Annotated in this window: 13 protein-coding genes; 2 read left to right on the forward strand and 11 right to left on the reverse strand. The window is 29.9% G+C overall.

The features are described 5' to 3' along the window. Window positions 1-666, forward strand: a 666-nt coding sequence (locus BN350_RS07260; RefSeq protein WP_231385245.1) for a SanA/YdcF family protein, incomplete at its 5' end; no start/stop codon positions are given. A gap of 11 nt (window positions 667-677) precedes the next feature. Here the strand turns inward: BN350_RS07260 and BN350_RS07265 are convergent. The 6 genes from BN350_RS07265 to BN350_RS07290 form a co-directional block, all read right to left on the reverse strand. Further along, window positions 678-3,002 (reverse strand): FtsX-like permease family protein, encoded by a 2,325-nt coding sequence (locus BN350_RS07265; RefSeq protein WP_028043001.1) that lies wholly within the window; start codon window positions 3,000-3,002, stop codon window positions 678-680. After that, a complete protein-coding gene (locus BN350_RS07270) occupies window positions 2,995-3,672 on the reverse strand; it encodes an ABC transporter ATP-binding protein (RefSeq protein ID WP_028043002.1) in 678 nt (225 codons plus the stop codon). Before BN350_RS07270 ends, BN350_RS07265 begins: the two co-directional genes overlap by 8 nt. Before the next feature lie 51 nt (window positions 3,673-3,723). Continuing rightward, on the reverse strand, window positions 3,724-4,863 hold the full coding sequence (locus BN350_RS07275; RefSeq protein ID WP_187117109.1) for a sensor histidine kinase: 1,140 nt from the start codon (window positions 4,861-4,863) through the stop codon (window positions 3,724-3,726). Next, on the reverse strand, window positions 4,853-5,527 hold the full coding sequence (locus BN350_RS07280; RefSeq protein WP_049945532.1) for a response regulator transcription factor: 675 nt from the start codon (window positions 5,525-5,527) through the stop codon (window positions 4,853-4,855). Before BN350_RS07280 ends, BN350_RS07275 begins: the two co-directional genes overlap by 11 nt. Before the next feature lie 86 nt (window positions 5,528-5,613). Further along, window positions 5,614-6,042 (reverse strand): GNAT family N-acetyltransferase, encoded by a 429-nt coding sequence (locus BN350_RS07285; protein WP_028043005.1) that lies wholly within the window; start codon window positions 6,040-6,042, stop codon window positions 5,614-5,616. A 77-nt stretch (window positions 6,043-6,119) separates the two neighbouring features. After that, window positions 6,120-7,562 carry a glycoside hydrolase family 1 protein gene (locus BN350_RS07290; RefSeq protein ID WP_028043006.1) on the reverse strand — a complete coding sequence of 481 codons (1,443 nt, stop codon included), beginning with the start codon at window positions 7,560-7,562 and terminating at the stop codon, window positions 6,120-6,122. A 144-nt stretch (window positions 7,563-7,706) separates the two neighbouring features. Between BN350_RS07290 and BN350_RS07295 the strand changes: the two genes are divergently transcribed. Then, window positions 7,707-8,852 (forward strand): CapA family protein, encoded by a 1,146-nt coding sequence (locus BN350_RS07295; protein WP_231385246.1) that lies wholly within the window; start codon window positions 7,707-7,709, stop codon window positions 8,850-8,852. Between the two features lie 22 nt (window positions 8,853-8,874). Here the strand turns inward: BN350_RS07295 and BN350_RS07300 are convergent, their stop codons facing one another. The 5 genes from BN350_RS07300 to BN350_RS07320 all read right to left on the reverse strand — a co-directional run bounded on the left by BN350_RS07300 (window position 8,875) and on the right by BN350_RS07320 (window position 14,779). Beyond that, window positions 8,875-9,948: a radical SAM/SPASM domain-containing protein gene (locus BN350_RS07300; RefSeq protein WP_028043008.1), complete on the reverse strand. Its 1,074-nt coding sequence runs from the start codon at window positions 9,946-9,948 to the stop codon at window positions 8,875-8,877. Between the two features lie 16 nt (window positions 9,949-9,964). Further along, entirely contained in the window at window positions 9,965-11,407 is a 1,443-nt protein-coding gene (locus BN350_RS07305) for a sulfatase (protein ID WP_028043009.1), read from the reverse strand. Between the two features lie 2 nt (window positions 11,408-11,409). Continuing rightward, a complete protein-coding gene (locus BN350_RS07310) occupies window positions 11,410-12,453 on the reverse strand; it encodes a LacI family DNA-binding transcriptional regulator (protein ID WP_028043010.1) in 1,044 nt (347 codons plus the stop codon). A gap of 63 nt (window positions 12,454-12,516) precedes the next feature. Then, a complete protein-coding gene (locus tag BN350_RS07315; protein WP_028043011.1) occupies window positions 12,517-13,821 on the reverse strand; it encodes a PTS sugar transporter subunit IIC in 1,305 nt (434 codons plus the stop codon). Between the two features lie 124 nt (window positions 13,822-13,945). Then, the gene (locus BN350_RS07320) at window positions 13,946-14,779 is read right to left on the reverse strand and encodes a DegV family protein (protein WP_028043012.1); all 834 of its coding nucleotides are present in this window, start codon (window positions 14,777-14,779) and stop codon (window positions 13,946-13,948) included. Between the last annotated feature and the right edge of the window lie 218 nt (window positions 14,780-14,997).

The following is a 14,997-nucleotide window of genomic DNA, read 5'->3' on the forward strand; positions in this document are numbered from 1 at the left end:
ATAATAATGAATATGATAAAAAGAGGACTTATGATTATATTGATAATGATACTTGTGGGAGTCATGAGTATTGCTGGTATAAATATATATATGTGTCAATCAACCCAAAAACAAATGACAAGTGAAATGGAAAATGCAGACTGTATTCTTGTTTTAGGCGCTGGTATCAGAAATAACAAACCAACACCTATGCTCAATGATAGACTAGAACAAGCAATCTCTTTATACAATGAGAAAAAAGCTCCTAAAATCATTATGAGTGGAGATCATGGTAAAGCTGATTACAATGAAGTAGGTGTTATGAAAAAGTTTACAATGGATAAAGGTGTTCCTTCATCAGATATCTTTATGGATCATGCAGGTTTCTCTACATATGAAAGTCTCTATCGTGCTAAGGAAATCTTTCAGGCAAAAAAGATAATTATTGTCACACAGGATTATCATTTATACAGAGCTTTATATATCGCCAATCAGTTAGGACTTGAAGCTGTAGGCGTTGCATCTAATCCAAGAGAATATAGTGGTCAGACAATGCGTGATATACGTGAAGTTGCAGCCAGATGCAAAGATTTTATCACTTGCATTTTTAAACCAGAACCAACATATCTTGGTGATACAATTCCTGTATCTGGTGATGGTGATATAACAAACGATCAAGCGATTTAAAAACTCATCAATTATTTTGATGAGCTTTTTCTTGTCTTAAACAACAAGCCATTTACTATGAATAAACCTATCCATAAATAAATTGGTATATCAAAAATATAATTTTTTAAAATATGCAAAAGATGAAAGCCTTCTATTCCAATGATATCTGTTAAATAATAATTTTGTATCCAAAGACAAACCATGATGAAACTTATTAACAAGGCAAGTAAATATATAATTATTTCATTTGTTCTGTCTATTTGATTTAATTGTTGTTGCGAAGCACCTAATGCATTCATAACTTTATAATATTTATTCATAGTTCTTTCATAGCTTTGATTCAAATAGATAAAAACTATCTTAAATCCAATAAGGATAGTACTCAATATTATTGATGTGACAAACAATGATGTCCACATATTTAATAGAATTGTTTCTCTTTCATGATGATCATTAGTTAAAGTCATATCATTCATATGAATACGACTTAATTCTGCTTCAGTCTGTTCAAAATTAATATGATCATATGTTTCAATACTCACAAACTGATAAGTATCAAGATCTGTTATCTTCTGGTAAAGATTTTGATTACATATCATTCCATAAGGTCGGCTAATATTACCATACCATGATTCTACATCATCATAAATAATCGCTGATATTGTTAAAGATTGATGATTAATTGTGATTTGATCTCCAATATGAATCATTTCTTCTTTATACATTTTTGAATAGTTCTTATCTCTTTGTGCATCATAAATTGTTTTCCAGCCATCTTGATATTGATAATAAGTCGGTAGATGTAAAATAACATGATTGCTTTGAAATTCTTCTTTGGTGATTTGACCTACTTGTACGAATGATTGATATTCATCAAATAATGAATCACTAATACCATATAGTGATCCTAATAATTCTTGTTGTCCTGAGTAAAGTGACATGACTTCATTTTTAATAAATTGTGCATACTCACTTTGATCTCCTTTATAAGAGATAGGATAGTATGGAGATTGACTTATTGAATTGATTTGTTTAACTCCATAAACACCTTGTAATTGCTGATACTCTTGTAATGTCATTCCATTCTTATTTTCGTACGGCATAGCTAAATCACCATAAGAATACTGATACTGATATGTTTCTTTCATAAAATGATAATCTTGATACTGATGATAGACATCAATGAAACCTATAGCACATATAGATAAAGAAGACGCAATCAAAAGACAACGTATAATAAATCGAAATGGATAAGTTCGATTAAAAATATAAAGAATACGCCACTGATTTATAGGTTTTCTTTTTCTTTTTATAACTTTGACTTTTTTGACAGGATTATGATTCATTTGAATAGTGTCCATCAATGACAATATACAATGCAAAAGAATATAAATGAGAATAATATCTATTAATTTTGAATAAGGTATGATAATTGGATATTGATAGAATTGTAAACATAAAGTGATCAAACATATGATAATAAGAGATGATATCACCGATAAGATAAAGACGATTGTTTTTTCAATCCATAACATAAGTATTAATTGACTTTTTAATAAACCTAATTGATACATAATAGATAATTGCTTCATTCTTGTCTGATACATATATCTAGAAATACTACCCATAGCTATAAAGGCAAAGATAACAATATAGAAGACAAGTAGAAAATATGGGGACTGATTATCATTTAAAGATATATAAGTATAATCATTTGTTATAAAGTGTTCGCCATATAATGTAAAATCTGGCAAAGAATCTAAGAAACCATCCTTCAATGTAAAATAACAATTCCTATCCTTAACATCAAAGCCTTTTGTGATAATGTTAACCATCATTTGATCATCTGTTTTATGAAGATGGGAAAAATTATAACAGATTCCTACTAATTGAAATGAATAGGTTTGATGATCAATTTTTAAATCAATTGTTTGATTTAAATCATAACTTATTTTTAACTGATCCAACAAACTCATTTCCATCACAATTTCTTGTTTGTTTTCTGGCATCCTACCCTTATACATCCTTATCTTCATGAGTTCAGTATTCTCATATTCGCCTAATTGTCCTAATAGAACTCCATCTTTCATAACATTCCCATAATTTTTTGAAATATTGACCTGATCAATCATTTGATTATGTTGCAGTGTTTTTAAATTTTCTAATTGAATATGGTAGATTGCACCGTGATACTTCCCATATAATTCTTGTCGCTGATTCTGTTGAAATTCCTGATATGAATAAACACCTATAATTGCACAAAAACATAATAATAGCGTTGTAACAATAAGAATACAATAGTGCTGGTAAGCCTTACGATAAGCTTTCAAGTTAGTTATTATTAATTTAAACATCTTGATCACCCGCTTGATCAAAATCGATGATACCATCCTTAATCCTTATCATTCTATTCATAGATCTCGCAATATCTAAGTCATGTGTTACAAGTAAAATAGTCTGATGAAATTGTGAATGACAAGTCTTGAGTATTTGTAAAAGTTCTTGAGTATTTTTTTGATCAAGGTTACCTGTTGGTTCATCACATAATAAAATATCTGGTTTTTGTAGTATCGCACGCAATGCACATACTCGCTGTTTTTGTCCACCTGATAATTGTTCAGGAAACTTATCAAGAATATCTTCGATATCCATTAACTTTAATAAATCATGAAAATACTGTTGGTCATAATCTTCTTTTTTAATGTAGAATGGAAGCTGTATATTCTCATACACAGTGAATTCTTCAATCAAATGATAGTCCTGAAAAATACATGCAACCCTATCTCTCATAAAGATTTTTCTATCTTTTTGGGACATTGAAAAAATATCCTGATGATCAATATAAACATGACCATGAGTTGGTTCAAGCATACCACCTGCAATATTTAATAAAGTTGTTTTTCCACTTCCACTTTTCCCAATAATAGCTAAATACTCACCTCTATCAATACATAAATTAATGCCCCTAAGAACTTTCTCTTGTCCATATTGATGTTTAATATCTTTGATCTCAATAATATGCATATCATTTCACCCCCCCTATCCATACTATACAAAACAATCCTTGCATTTTTATTACATAATTAACTGATCAGGTATATTGATTATAAATAGAGTTCCAGATTCAATATTTTCCACTTTCAATTCTCCAAAATGCTTAGAAATAATAAGATGGCTTAAATAAAGTCCTAACCCCACTCCCTTAACATAATCTGTTGTATAATAACGTTCAAAAAGATGATTTAAGTCTGCAATTCCACCTGCATAATCACGAATAGATATATTAATTTGAGAATCTTTTTTTACCTTGAGTTCAATAGACTGTTGGGGTTTAGAATGCTCAATACAATTCTTGATTATATTTTCTATAGCCTCTTTTAACCAATAACTATCATAATATCCTATATCTGCTAAACATTCTACTTCCAGTTCAATTTGATAAGAATATAAGAGTTCATCTAAATCACTCATCATATCATCAATAAGTTCTTCAAAACAGTTCTTTTCAATATGCATTTCAATCTTCCCCGCTTGAAGTTTTCCTTGATTTAATAACTGAGTCATTATTGTATTCATTTTCTGTATTTGATTTTCTAGTTTTGATGCATCCAATTGTTTTTCATATTTTTGATTTTCAATCATGAGTTGTAATGATGATAACGGTGTTTTTAATTGATGTGTAACGTCCATTATAAATTGATACATAAATTCTTTTTCTTTGGTTATTTTATCTATTTGGTATTGAATGTATTGTTGATGTTTTTGAAATGATATATTCAAAGGATAAGTAATTGTTATTGGTAATTGGTTTTCAGTATTATAAATATTATCATTGATTAATTTTTGATACTTTTTAAAGTGATAGTTATATAAAATCATTAAACTTGTTATAAATAAATAGATGCTTATACCAATGAAAACTCTATTTCTATCACTGTCCTTGAGATGTTCATTGATAAAATACTGATAATTTTTTTGATAACTACTCTGTATAATAATTTCCTTTCCATGCTGATAATAATCGTTATCCTCAGCAAAATTTTGATTAAAGTAGTCTTCTACACCAGATGATTTATCTGTATATAAATAACCAACCTGTGATAAAAACATATACTCATAATCTTTATGCTGAATAAAAATCATAAAATAAGTGAAAGCAGCACATATGATAAGAACTCCTATATTCATAATAATCAAATATTTTTTATTTATCATACACATCAATCTCTCCTATCCAGCGATATCCAAATCCATAAACAGTTTCTATATATGATTTTCCAATTGCCTTTCTTAATCTTGACATATGGACTGTCAATGTAGAAGGGTCAATATCTTCAAATGCATATAAACATTCTAATAAATAATCACGTTGGCAGATCTTTCCTGCATTCTTTATTAAGATATTTAAGATTTCAAATTCTATTTTTCTTAATTTTATTTCTTCTTGATTTTTCATTATCACATGATTATTTAAATCTATTATAAGATCATGACATATGATTCTATGATCATTTTTTCTTTGATAAAGATTTAATAATGCTCTTATACGCATATGTAATATATTGAAAGAAAATGGTTTTATAACATAATCATTAGCTCCCTTTTCAAAACCATATATGATATCTTTTTCATTATCTAAGGCTGTTAAGATAATAATCGGAGAACCAGTTTTTTCTCTTATGCTTGCACATAGATCAAACCCCGATATATCTGGTAACATGATATCTAAAAGATAGATATCTGCTTTTTCATAGCGACTATAATTGAGTGCATCTTTTCCATTTTGAAACCATTGAACATGATATTGAAAATATTCTAACATTTTCTTTAACTCTGTTCCTAATGCCATATCATCTTCTACCATAATAACTGATATCACATAAATCATCTCCTTTTGTGTGAAAAGTGGAGTTAAAAAACTCCACCTTGATATATTTATTTTAACTGATAATCCTTACATCAATGTTACAATTTTAAATCTTTCGTGTAATTATAATGATCTTTTTTATATCCATGTGCTTCATAGAATTGATGTGCTTTCTTACGATATGTTGAAGTTGAAAGTTCAATTTGTTCTAAATGACATTCTTTTGCAAACTCTTCAATTCTCGTGATTAAACGTTCACCAATACGTAATCCCCGATAATTTGGTTTTACAACCAATTCTACAATTTCTCCTGTATCATCATCATGATGTAAATAATGATGGATATAAAGACTGATAAACCCTAATATTTGATTTTCTTTTTTGTAAACCAACATTTCAACATCATTGTTTTCAAGTCCATTCTGAAACACTTTCATGAAATGATCTTTATTGATTTCTTTGTCTTCTAATATACATATTAACTGATAAATTTCTTCTTGATCATGTAACTTTGCCTGTTCAATCATATTCTATCCTCATTTCTTATAAATATATTTTACCAAATGACAATGATATTTCAACCAAAAGAAAAGGATAGAAAACTCTATCCTAAATCTTCACCATTTGTTTCAATAACTTTCTTATACCAATAGAAAGATTCTTTTCTTCTTCTTGCAAAATCACCAGTACCATCATCATATCTTTCAACAAAGATAAATCCATAACGTTTAGCCATTTCACCAGTTGATGCGGATACTAAATCAATACATCCCCAAGGTGTGTATCCTCTTAAATCAACACCATCTAGTACAGCTTCATGCATTTGTTCAATATGACTTCTTAAATAATCAATACGATAATCATCTCTCACCTTACCATCTTCATCAATCTTATCATAAGCACCTAATCCATTTTCAACAACAAAGATTGGTAATTGATAACGATCATAGATTTCATTTAATGAATAACGTAATCCTTCAGGATCAATTTGCCATCCCCAATCGCTCGCTTTTAAATAAGGATTAGGAACGCCACCTAAGATATTTCCTTTACCAGCTTTTTGTTTTTCAGGATCAGCAGTTTGACAATTTGACATATAATATGAACATGTATAGAAATCAACAGGTCCAGCCGCTAAGATTTCATCATCACCTGGTTCTTTTTTTACTGTGATATTGTTTTCTTTAAAGTATCTTTTTATATAATTTGGATATTTTCCACGACATTGTACATCACTACAGAACCAGTTCATTAAATGATTTTGTTGCTGATTAGCAATCTGATCAGCAGGGTTACATGTTAAACCATAGCTCGTTGCCATAATTTGCATACATCCTAATTGATAATCTGGGTCAATTTCATGAGCCATCTTAACAGCCAAAGCACTTGCAATAAACTGATGATGTAAACCTTGGAAACGATTATTTGCTACATCTACCTGATCCATAAATTCCATTGCTTTAATTTCATTTAAAATACCTTGAGATAAGAAAGCTCCCATCTTAGCAGTTGCAGAGTTAATTTCATTAAATGTTAACCAATATTTGACTTTTCCTTTATAACGTGTAAAAATCGCTTTACAGAAATTCAAATAACAATCAATCATTCTTCTATCTGCCCAAGAATTCCATTTCTTTGTTAAATTGAATGGAACTTCATAATGAGAAATTGTAATCAATGGTTCAATGTTATATTTTAAACATTCATCAATGAGATTTTCATAAAATTTCAAACCTGCTTCATTAGGTTCACTTTCATCTCCATTTGGAAAAATTCTAGTCCATGCGATAGAAAAACGATACATTTTAAATCCCATTTCAGCAAATAAAGCAATATCCTCTTTATATCTATGATAATGATCAATTGCATCATGTGATGGATAAAAAGTTCCTTCCTCCAATACTGGTGTAATTCTTTTACTTGTGGTAGCAGTACCACCTGTACAAACATCAGGACAAGAAACACCTTTTCCACCTTCTTGCCATCCACCTTCTAGTTGGTTAGCAGCAGTTGCCCCTCCCCAATAAAATCCTTTTGGAAAACTCATATTTTATTCCTCCTTCTATTTTCTTCTATTATATAGATTGTTTCTTTTTTCACATAATAATTTTCACAACATGAAAGTTATTTTCATATTTTAAAAATCTTGTTTTCGGTTCGACTTTATTCTACAATAAATATGGTGATGATTATGAAAAAAATATGTTTATGTTTTTTGCTTCTTCTTACTGCTTGTCAAAGCCAAGAAACCGATAAAACAATTGAAACGAAATCAACAAATGTTCATTGTACATTTGTTGGTGATCTATTATATGAACAACCCTATTATGATTGGATAGAAAATGATTCTCAAGATAAAGGTTATTATGATCTTGTGAGACCTTATTTTCAAAAAGATGACTTATCTATTGCCAATTTAGAGACACCAATTGGAGGAACTGAATTAAAAACTTCTGGAGTAGGTTATTCTTTTAATGCTTCTAAAGAAATTGGTGAACAAGTTGCATCTTTAGATTTAGAAGTGGTTTCGACTGCCAATAATCATGCAAATGATAGAGGCAATAAAGGTATCGATAACACACTCAAATTCTTACAAGAGAAAAACATCTTATCTGTTGGAACATATAAAAATGAAGAAGATCGTAAACAAGGAAGGTATCAAACAATTAATGGTATTAAATTTGGCTATGTTGCTTATACATATGCAACGAATCAGATTGTAAGTAAACAAAATCAGCATAAGATTAGTCTCTTTAATCAGCCAAGCAATCGTCAATTTACACAAGAATATAAAGATTTACTCACAAAAGAAATTACTGAAACAAGAAAGAACTGTGATGTCTTAATTGCAATGATGCATTGGGGAACTGAATTCACATACGATATTTCAGCACAACAAAAAGAAGTCTCAAAATTTATCAGTGATTTAGGTGTTGATATCATTATTGGCAATCATCCCCATTGTTCACAAACAATGGAATGGATCAACAACAATAAAACGCTTTGTATGTATTCATTAGGAAACTTTGTTTCAGCTGATCATATTGTTGATAGAACAAACCAGGAATTTAAGAATGCTTATAATGTTTCCATGATGGTCACTTTAGATATCAAAAAAGACAATGATCACTTATCTATTGAAGACATTCAATATATTCCTATTATCAATTACTATGATAAAAAACTCAAGAACTTCAAACTCGTTCCTTATGACCAATATACACAAGAATTAGAAAAAACACATTATCACTATAAAAATGGTTTTACAAAAGATTGGATTCAAAAAACATATCAAAAATTAATACCTAAAGCAATTCCTAATCATCAGTTAACATAAAAAACCCAGAAATTCTGGGTTTTTATAATGAATACAATTTTGGTAATAGACTTTTTAATAGATCCTGATATCCACAATACTCATTTTGAACATAAACATCCCTCATTCTTTTACAGTTTCCATGACAAAAGGAAATAAACTGACATGACTTACATATATCCATTTGTTCATTAACAATACGAGAGAAGTTCAAGAAAATTTTATGCTTTGCCATCTCTTGAAAATCATTTTCAAGCACATTTCCAATTTTATATTCATCTAAAGCATAAAAATCACATGGATAAGCCATCCCATTGGCTTCAATAATAAAGTTAGGCTGACACTGTCCCATCATACCACATGTCATTGGAGCTTGTCTGTGTAATATGGCAAGCAAATCTTCAAAGAGAGTGATATGCATATAGTAACCTGATTGATAATCTTTGATCCATAGTTTAAAGAGTTGTTTATAGAATTCTGCAAATAAATGACTATCTAAGGCATAAGGATTTTCATAGTCAAAATCAGGTAAACAGGGAATGAATTGAATATATTCAAAGTTTTGTTTTTTATAGAATTGATAGACTTTTTGAGGGTGTTTAGCAAGTTGATTCGTGAGGACTGTTAAGATATTAAAATCAATCTTATTTTTCTTCAATAGATCTATAAATTTGATAACGGAAGAAAAAGACGCTTTTTGATCTATTGTTCGAAAATAATCATGGTTATCTTTATATCCATCTAATGAAACACCAACTAAAAAATGATATTTTACAAATAAGTCACACCATTCTTGAGTCACTGCTATAGCATTTGTTTGTATTAAATATTGTCTTTTTTGAGTTTTTAATTTGATTTCATCTACTTTTTGACAAAAATATTGAAAAAATTCAAGACCTGCCAAAGTCGGTTCGCCACCTTGAAATCCAAAAGTTATCAAACCATTTTCACCAACATAATCACAAGCTTTTTTGATAAGCTCATCAACTGTTTCATGTTTCATGATTATGGCATCATATTCTTTTCTATGCCTAGCAACATCTTTATAAAAACAATAACGACATTCCATCTGACATAAAGATGAAGCAGGTTTAATTAATAAATGAATGGATTTCAAGATAGTTCCTCCTTTATCAATGATTCAATCCTAAACGCTTAAATTCTTCTTGTGGTGCATCAACAGCTTTCATCATATCGATCATAGCATTTTCTAATCGATTTTGGATTTCTTGATTATCAATTTGTATTTCTTTTTCTCTCACATCAAATAGGAGATTTCCAAACAGATAAGACTGCATATATGATTTCCCTCTCATTTTTAAATAAGGAATTCCATGACTCAATTGATCACCATCAACAATTTGCATTGTTTCTAAAACATCTTTTGGAAAGAAACTACGCATTTGAGTTGGCATCAGTGTGCATTCTACAAAAGGCTGGTTCGTCTTATCATGACTTGCTTTCATATAAACATAATCACCATCTGTAATATTGACATGTCCACCATGCATTCCAAACAATGCATAATCATGAATTTTTTGATTTTCTTTCACCACTGGCAATAAAGATTTTCCTTCCATATTCTCAGGTTTTTCTAATCCAAAATAATCTAATAGTGTCGGTGCAATATCAATAGTTTGACATAAAGCATCTCTTCTCCCTATGGATTGCTTAGGAACATGAATATAAAAAGGTATATGAATGATTTCCTGATGCATTGGCCAGAAGTTCTTTCCTAAATAATTGTGTTCTCCTAACAAGAATCCATGATCCGTATTGACAATTAACATAGTATCATCCCACATATGATATGCATCCATCATATCCAGAACTTTTCCTAAATAAGTATCACACATTGCAATTAAAGAAGCATATTCTTTTCGCAACGCACTGACATCTAAATCATCATCCATTGGCATATATGCTGGCCAATTTAATTCCACTTCATCAGGAAGATCATACATTTTTCGATATTTATCTGGAACATAGAAAGGTTCATGAGGGTCAAATGATTCAATAGTTAAAAACCAGTTATCATTATCTTTATTTTCCTCAATAAATTTCATACCAGCATGAAAAGTCTTAACAGATGACATATCTTCTTCTACTCGCTGTGCTAATTTATTTGCAGCATGCTGAGTCACTGATATTCCTTTTTTACCATATTTTGATACGTCTGGCGTTTGTACATTTAAACGTGGTATCCAACGATCCCCTTCTTGTCCTCTAAACCCTTCCCAAGAAGAATATCGATTATGATAAGTACATCCACCATCCTCAAAATAATGTGAATGATCTGTACAAAGATGGGTATAAATCCCTGCAGCACTCAGTGCTTCAACGACCGAAAAATCGAACGGTTCCAATGGTCCCCAACTTCTATGCAAAAAATTATATTTCCCAGTATGAAGTTCTCGTCTCGCTGGCATACATGGCATACTGCCACCATAAAACCTATCCATCACACAACATTTCTCTTCTAATCTTTTGAAATTGGGTGTATGACACCAATCATTTCCATAAGTTGAAAGATAATTTCTTGTTAATGTATCAAACATGACCATTATGGCTTTCATACTTATTCTCCTTTCTTTAGGAGTTTTACTGTTTCTCTTTCTATAATGACTTCTTTATGATTCTCAAATCTCTCATGATATTCTTGCTCAACAATAGAAACATCTTGTTTTAGTATTGATGCAACCAAATAATCTACTGCATAATGATATGACAATGACTCATCACTAGAACCTAAAGTACTCAATGCAGGTTTGACAAACTTTGATTGAACCAAATTGGTTCCACCAATAATAGATATATCATCTGGAACTTTAATTCCATGATCAGTTAAACATAATAACCCACCAATCGCAATATCATCATTGGCATATATAATTGAATCAATCTCTCCTTGATGGATACAATCTATCATTGTTTTTGTCACTTCATAACCTGCTTCATAAGTACTGGCTTCAGCATAAAACAACTTACTCTCATCAATATCCAAATGTGCACGATGTAATGATTGTAAATAATTTTCTAATCGCCTAATTGATCCTAATGTATCTAAAGACCCTAATACAAAGGCAATCTTAGAAAAATGATGTTGCAACAAATATTCTGTAATCTTGCATGATTTATCATGTTTAGAATTGAATTGTGGCAATGATTTCACATAGTCTCCCTGTATTTCCCTTCCCATGACAATAATAGGAAAGTCAGGTGAAGCATACTGTAATATAAAATCATCATCAATATTCACTGTATAAATGATAGCTCCTGCTGCACGATGTTCAGATATATATTTTTTTGCTGTATGATCATGTTTAAGATATGTTGTTGAAATTAATAAATCAAAATTATGATAAGCTACTCTTCTTTGAATAAAATCAATAACCTTAGAAAAGAAAGGTCGAGAAGCATCTTCAACAACTAATAAAATAAGTTTAGAATGACCTTGCTGTAAATCCACAGCAAGACCATTCTTCACATATCCTAATTCTCTTGCAGCATTCAAAACGAGAGTTCTTGTTTCTTCTTTGATTTTAGAATTTCCATTTAAAGCCATGGAAACAGTCGATACTCCTAAATTTAATTTTTTTGCTATATCTTTAATTGTTACCATATAATCACCTTATTTCCCTAATAATAGTCATTATATCATAACTTATTTCATTAATCTTCCTTTTTATTGATCTAGACTTGCATTTTCCTCCTGAAGGAGTTGTTTATCATACATTTTTACAAATGGGAATAAAATGACAACATCAATGGCAAACATAATTAACCACATGAAGATTGTTTTCACATCACCTGTTGATAAGAATAAATTCAAGATTCCAGGACAAGTAAATGGTAAACTGATATAAATACTTCCTATCACTCCAGAATCCATTAATATATAAGCAGCTGTACACATAATTACATTACAAATCATAATTGGTAATGCTAGTAAAACGTTCATAACAATTGGTACACCAAATGTTAATGGTTCATTGATATTAAACATATCTGGTACCAATGCTAATTTTCTTAATGATTTTAACTGAGCTGATTTTGCAACTAAGAAGAAAACTAACATCATTGCTGGATAAGACATCCAGTTTCCAAAGATTGTCATAAATGCTCCAGCTAAAGGTGTAGGTGTTCCTTGCCCTGTCATAATAAATTGAGCATTGATTGCTAAGTTTGCAGTTGTAATAGGTGTTAAAACAGATCCTACTAAGTTATTTCCATGAATCCCCATGAACCAGAATAAACTTAATAAAATACTAATCATAATCACTGATGGTAAAGAACCAGAAGCAGATAATAATGGTTGAATTAACGCATAAATTAATTTACAAAGATTTGTATCCATCAGACTTAAACTAATCACATTGGCAATTAAGAATAAGATTGTTGAGATTGTAAACGGTATTAATGCTTCAAATGGCGCTGAAACATTAGGTGGAACTTGTTCAGGTAATTTAATCTTAAAGTTTCTCACTTTGCAGAAGCGATAGATTTCACATACCACAAAAGCCACAATAATTGCATAGAACATTCCTACTCCACCTAGATTCCCAGCAGAGATAACTGTCCCAAGTTCTTTTGTCGTAAAAGGTGCAGCAGATGTTAAAAAGAAAATAAACAATGAACAAAATCCAACAGCTAATCTATCAATTTCATAATCCTTAGCAAGTTCATATGCGACTCCAAAAGCCACATAAACTGCAATAAAGTTAATTGTTAAGTTAAAAACAGATAGTAAAACCTCTCCATTCGTTGTTGCCCATGCTTTCCATGACAATAAGAATGAATAAAAGAAATTTGTTGCTTCCATTGTTGCAGGTACTGGTGGTTGTGCTAACAAACAAAAGATTCCTCCAATAATCATAAATGGAATAGTAAACATCATTGCATTCTTTACAGCAGTCAAATGTTTATTATTGTTCAATACATTCGAAACAGGTAGTAATAAATCAGTTAGTTTTTCAGTCAATGTCTCCATTTTAATTCCTCCCTAGATGTTTTTGAAACGTTTCACAATTATAATATACATAATATATATACGTTTGTCAATCGTTTTTTTGAAACGTTTCAATATTTTTTCAAAAAAATAACATCTTTCGATGTTACTTCTTTATTGTTTGAATTGCAATACACCCAGGACCACCTTGAGTAATAAATGCTGGAGATAGTTTATATAATTCAATTTCTACATTTGCAAAAGCCTCCTGTATTTGAACTATTGCTGATTTTGCCTGTTCTAACACACCTGCATGAGTGACATATATCTTATAATCTTCATTCACTCCCATTTCCTGAAAAGCTTTAATAATTTCCTTGATTGCACTTTTAAATGTTTTTTTCATACCATATTTTTCTAAACGTTTTGCATCTTTTGTTGTTGTCATAATAGGTGTAATTCTTAACATTCCACCTACCGTTGCTGCTAAAGGGGTTAAACGCCCACCACGCTTTAAAAATCCAAAATCCTGAGGAATTAAAAACGATTTCTCTGTTGCAATACTTTTATGTAATTCTTTCATAATATTATCTAAAGATAATCCTTCATTCTTTAGTTTAACAGCTTTTTCAACTAAATATCTTTCAGGTCCACATAGTGTCATTGAGTTAATTACATGTATATTATCATTATTTTCAACACTTTCTTTAGCACCTAAAGTACTTTGATAAGTCCCTGATAATCCATCAGCCATATTAATAACCAATAACTCTTCATCTTTATTATTTTCAAATAATTCCATAGTTACCCCTATTGATGGTTGTGATGAACTTGGAACATGCCCTTGCTTAACAATTTCTAAAAATTCATCGCTTTCTATATCAACAAATTCACGATAACTTTTTTTATTGACAACAACATTCAATGGTAAAACTTCAATTCCTAATTTTTTTCCTTCTTCAGGTGAATATAAAGAACCTGTATCTGTTATAATCTTCATAACTTTTCTCCTTGTAAAATATTCCTCTTACATATAAGTTATCAAATATGTAGAAATATGTCAATAAAAACGTAGTTTTTAAAACCACATTCAATAGAGAAAAAATCTATTTTGGTAATAATTTTTTATAAATATCATGTTATTATTTTAATTATTTTTATTCTGTGGTATTATATATGTAGATAAATGATATGTCATTGATGACACATCTATGTTGT

The organism is Candidatus Stoquefichus massiliensis AP9, assembly GCF_000455285.1.
GTDB classification, from domain to species: Bacteria; Bacillota_I; Bacilli_A; order Erysipelotrichales; family Coprobacillaceae; genus Stoquefichus; species Stoquefichus massiliensis.

Bases quoted from the DNA above. Each gene is read 5' to 3' on its own strand.
- BN350_RS07315 (WP_028043011.1), bottom strand. From the start codon at position 13,821: ATGGAGACATTGACTGAAAAACTAACTGATTTATTACTACCTGTTTCG.
- BN350_RS07310 (WP_028043010.1), bottom strand. From the start codon at position 12,453: ATGGTAACAATTAAAGATATAGCAAAAAAATTAAATTTAGGAGTATCG.
- BN350_RS07285 (WP_028043005.1), bottom strand. From the start codon at position 6,042: ATGATTGAACAGGCAAAGTTACATGATCAAGAAGAAATTTATCAGTTA.
- BN350_RS07270 (WP_028043002.1), bottom strand. From the start codon at position 3,672: ATGCATATTATTGAGATCAAAGATATTAAACATCAATATGGACAAGAG.
- BN350_RS07275 (WP_187117109.1), bottom strand. From the start codon at position 4,863: ATGATAAATAAAAAATATTTGATTATTATGAATATAGGAGTTCTTATC.
- BN350_RS07295 (WP_231385246.1), top strand. From the start codon at position 7,707: ATGAAAAAAATATGTTTATGTTTTTTGCTTCTTCTTACTGCTTGTCAA.
- BN350_RS07320 (WP_028043012.1), bottom strand. From the start codon at position 14,779: ATGAAGATTATAACAGATACAGGTTCTTTATATTCACCTGAAGAAGGA.
- BN350_RS07290 (WP_028043006.1), bottom strand. From the start codon at position 7,562: ATGAGTTTTCCAAAAGGATTTTATTGGGGAGGGGCAACTGCTGCTAAC.
- BN350_RS07265 (WP_028043001.1), bottom strand. From the start codon at position 3,002: ATGTTTAAATTAATAATAACTAACTTGAAAGCTTATCGTAAGGCTTAC.
- BN350_RS07305 (WP_028043009.1), bottom strand. From the start codon at position 11,407: ATGAAAGCCATAATGGTCATGTTTGATACATTAACAAGAAATTATCTT.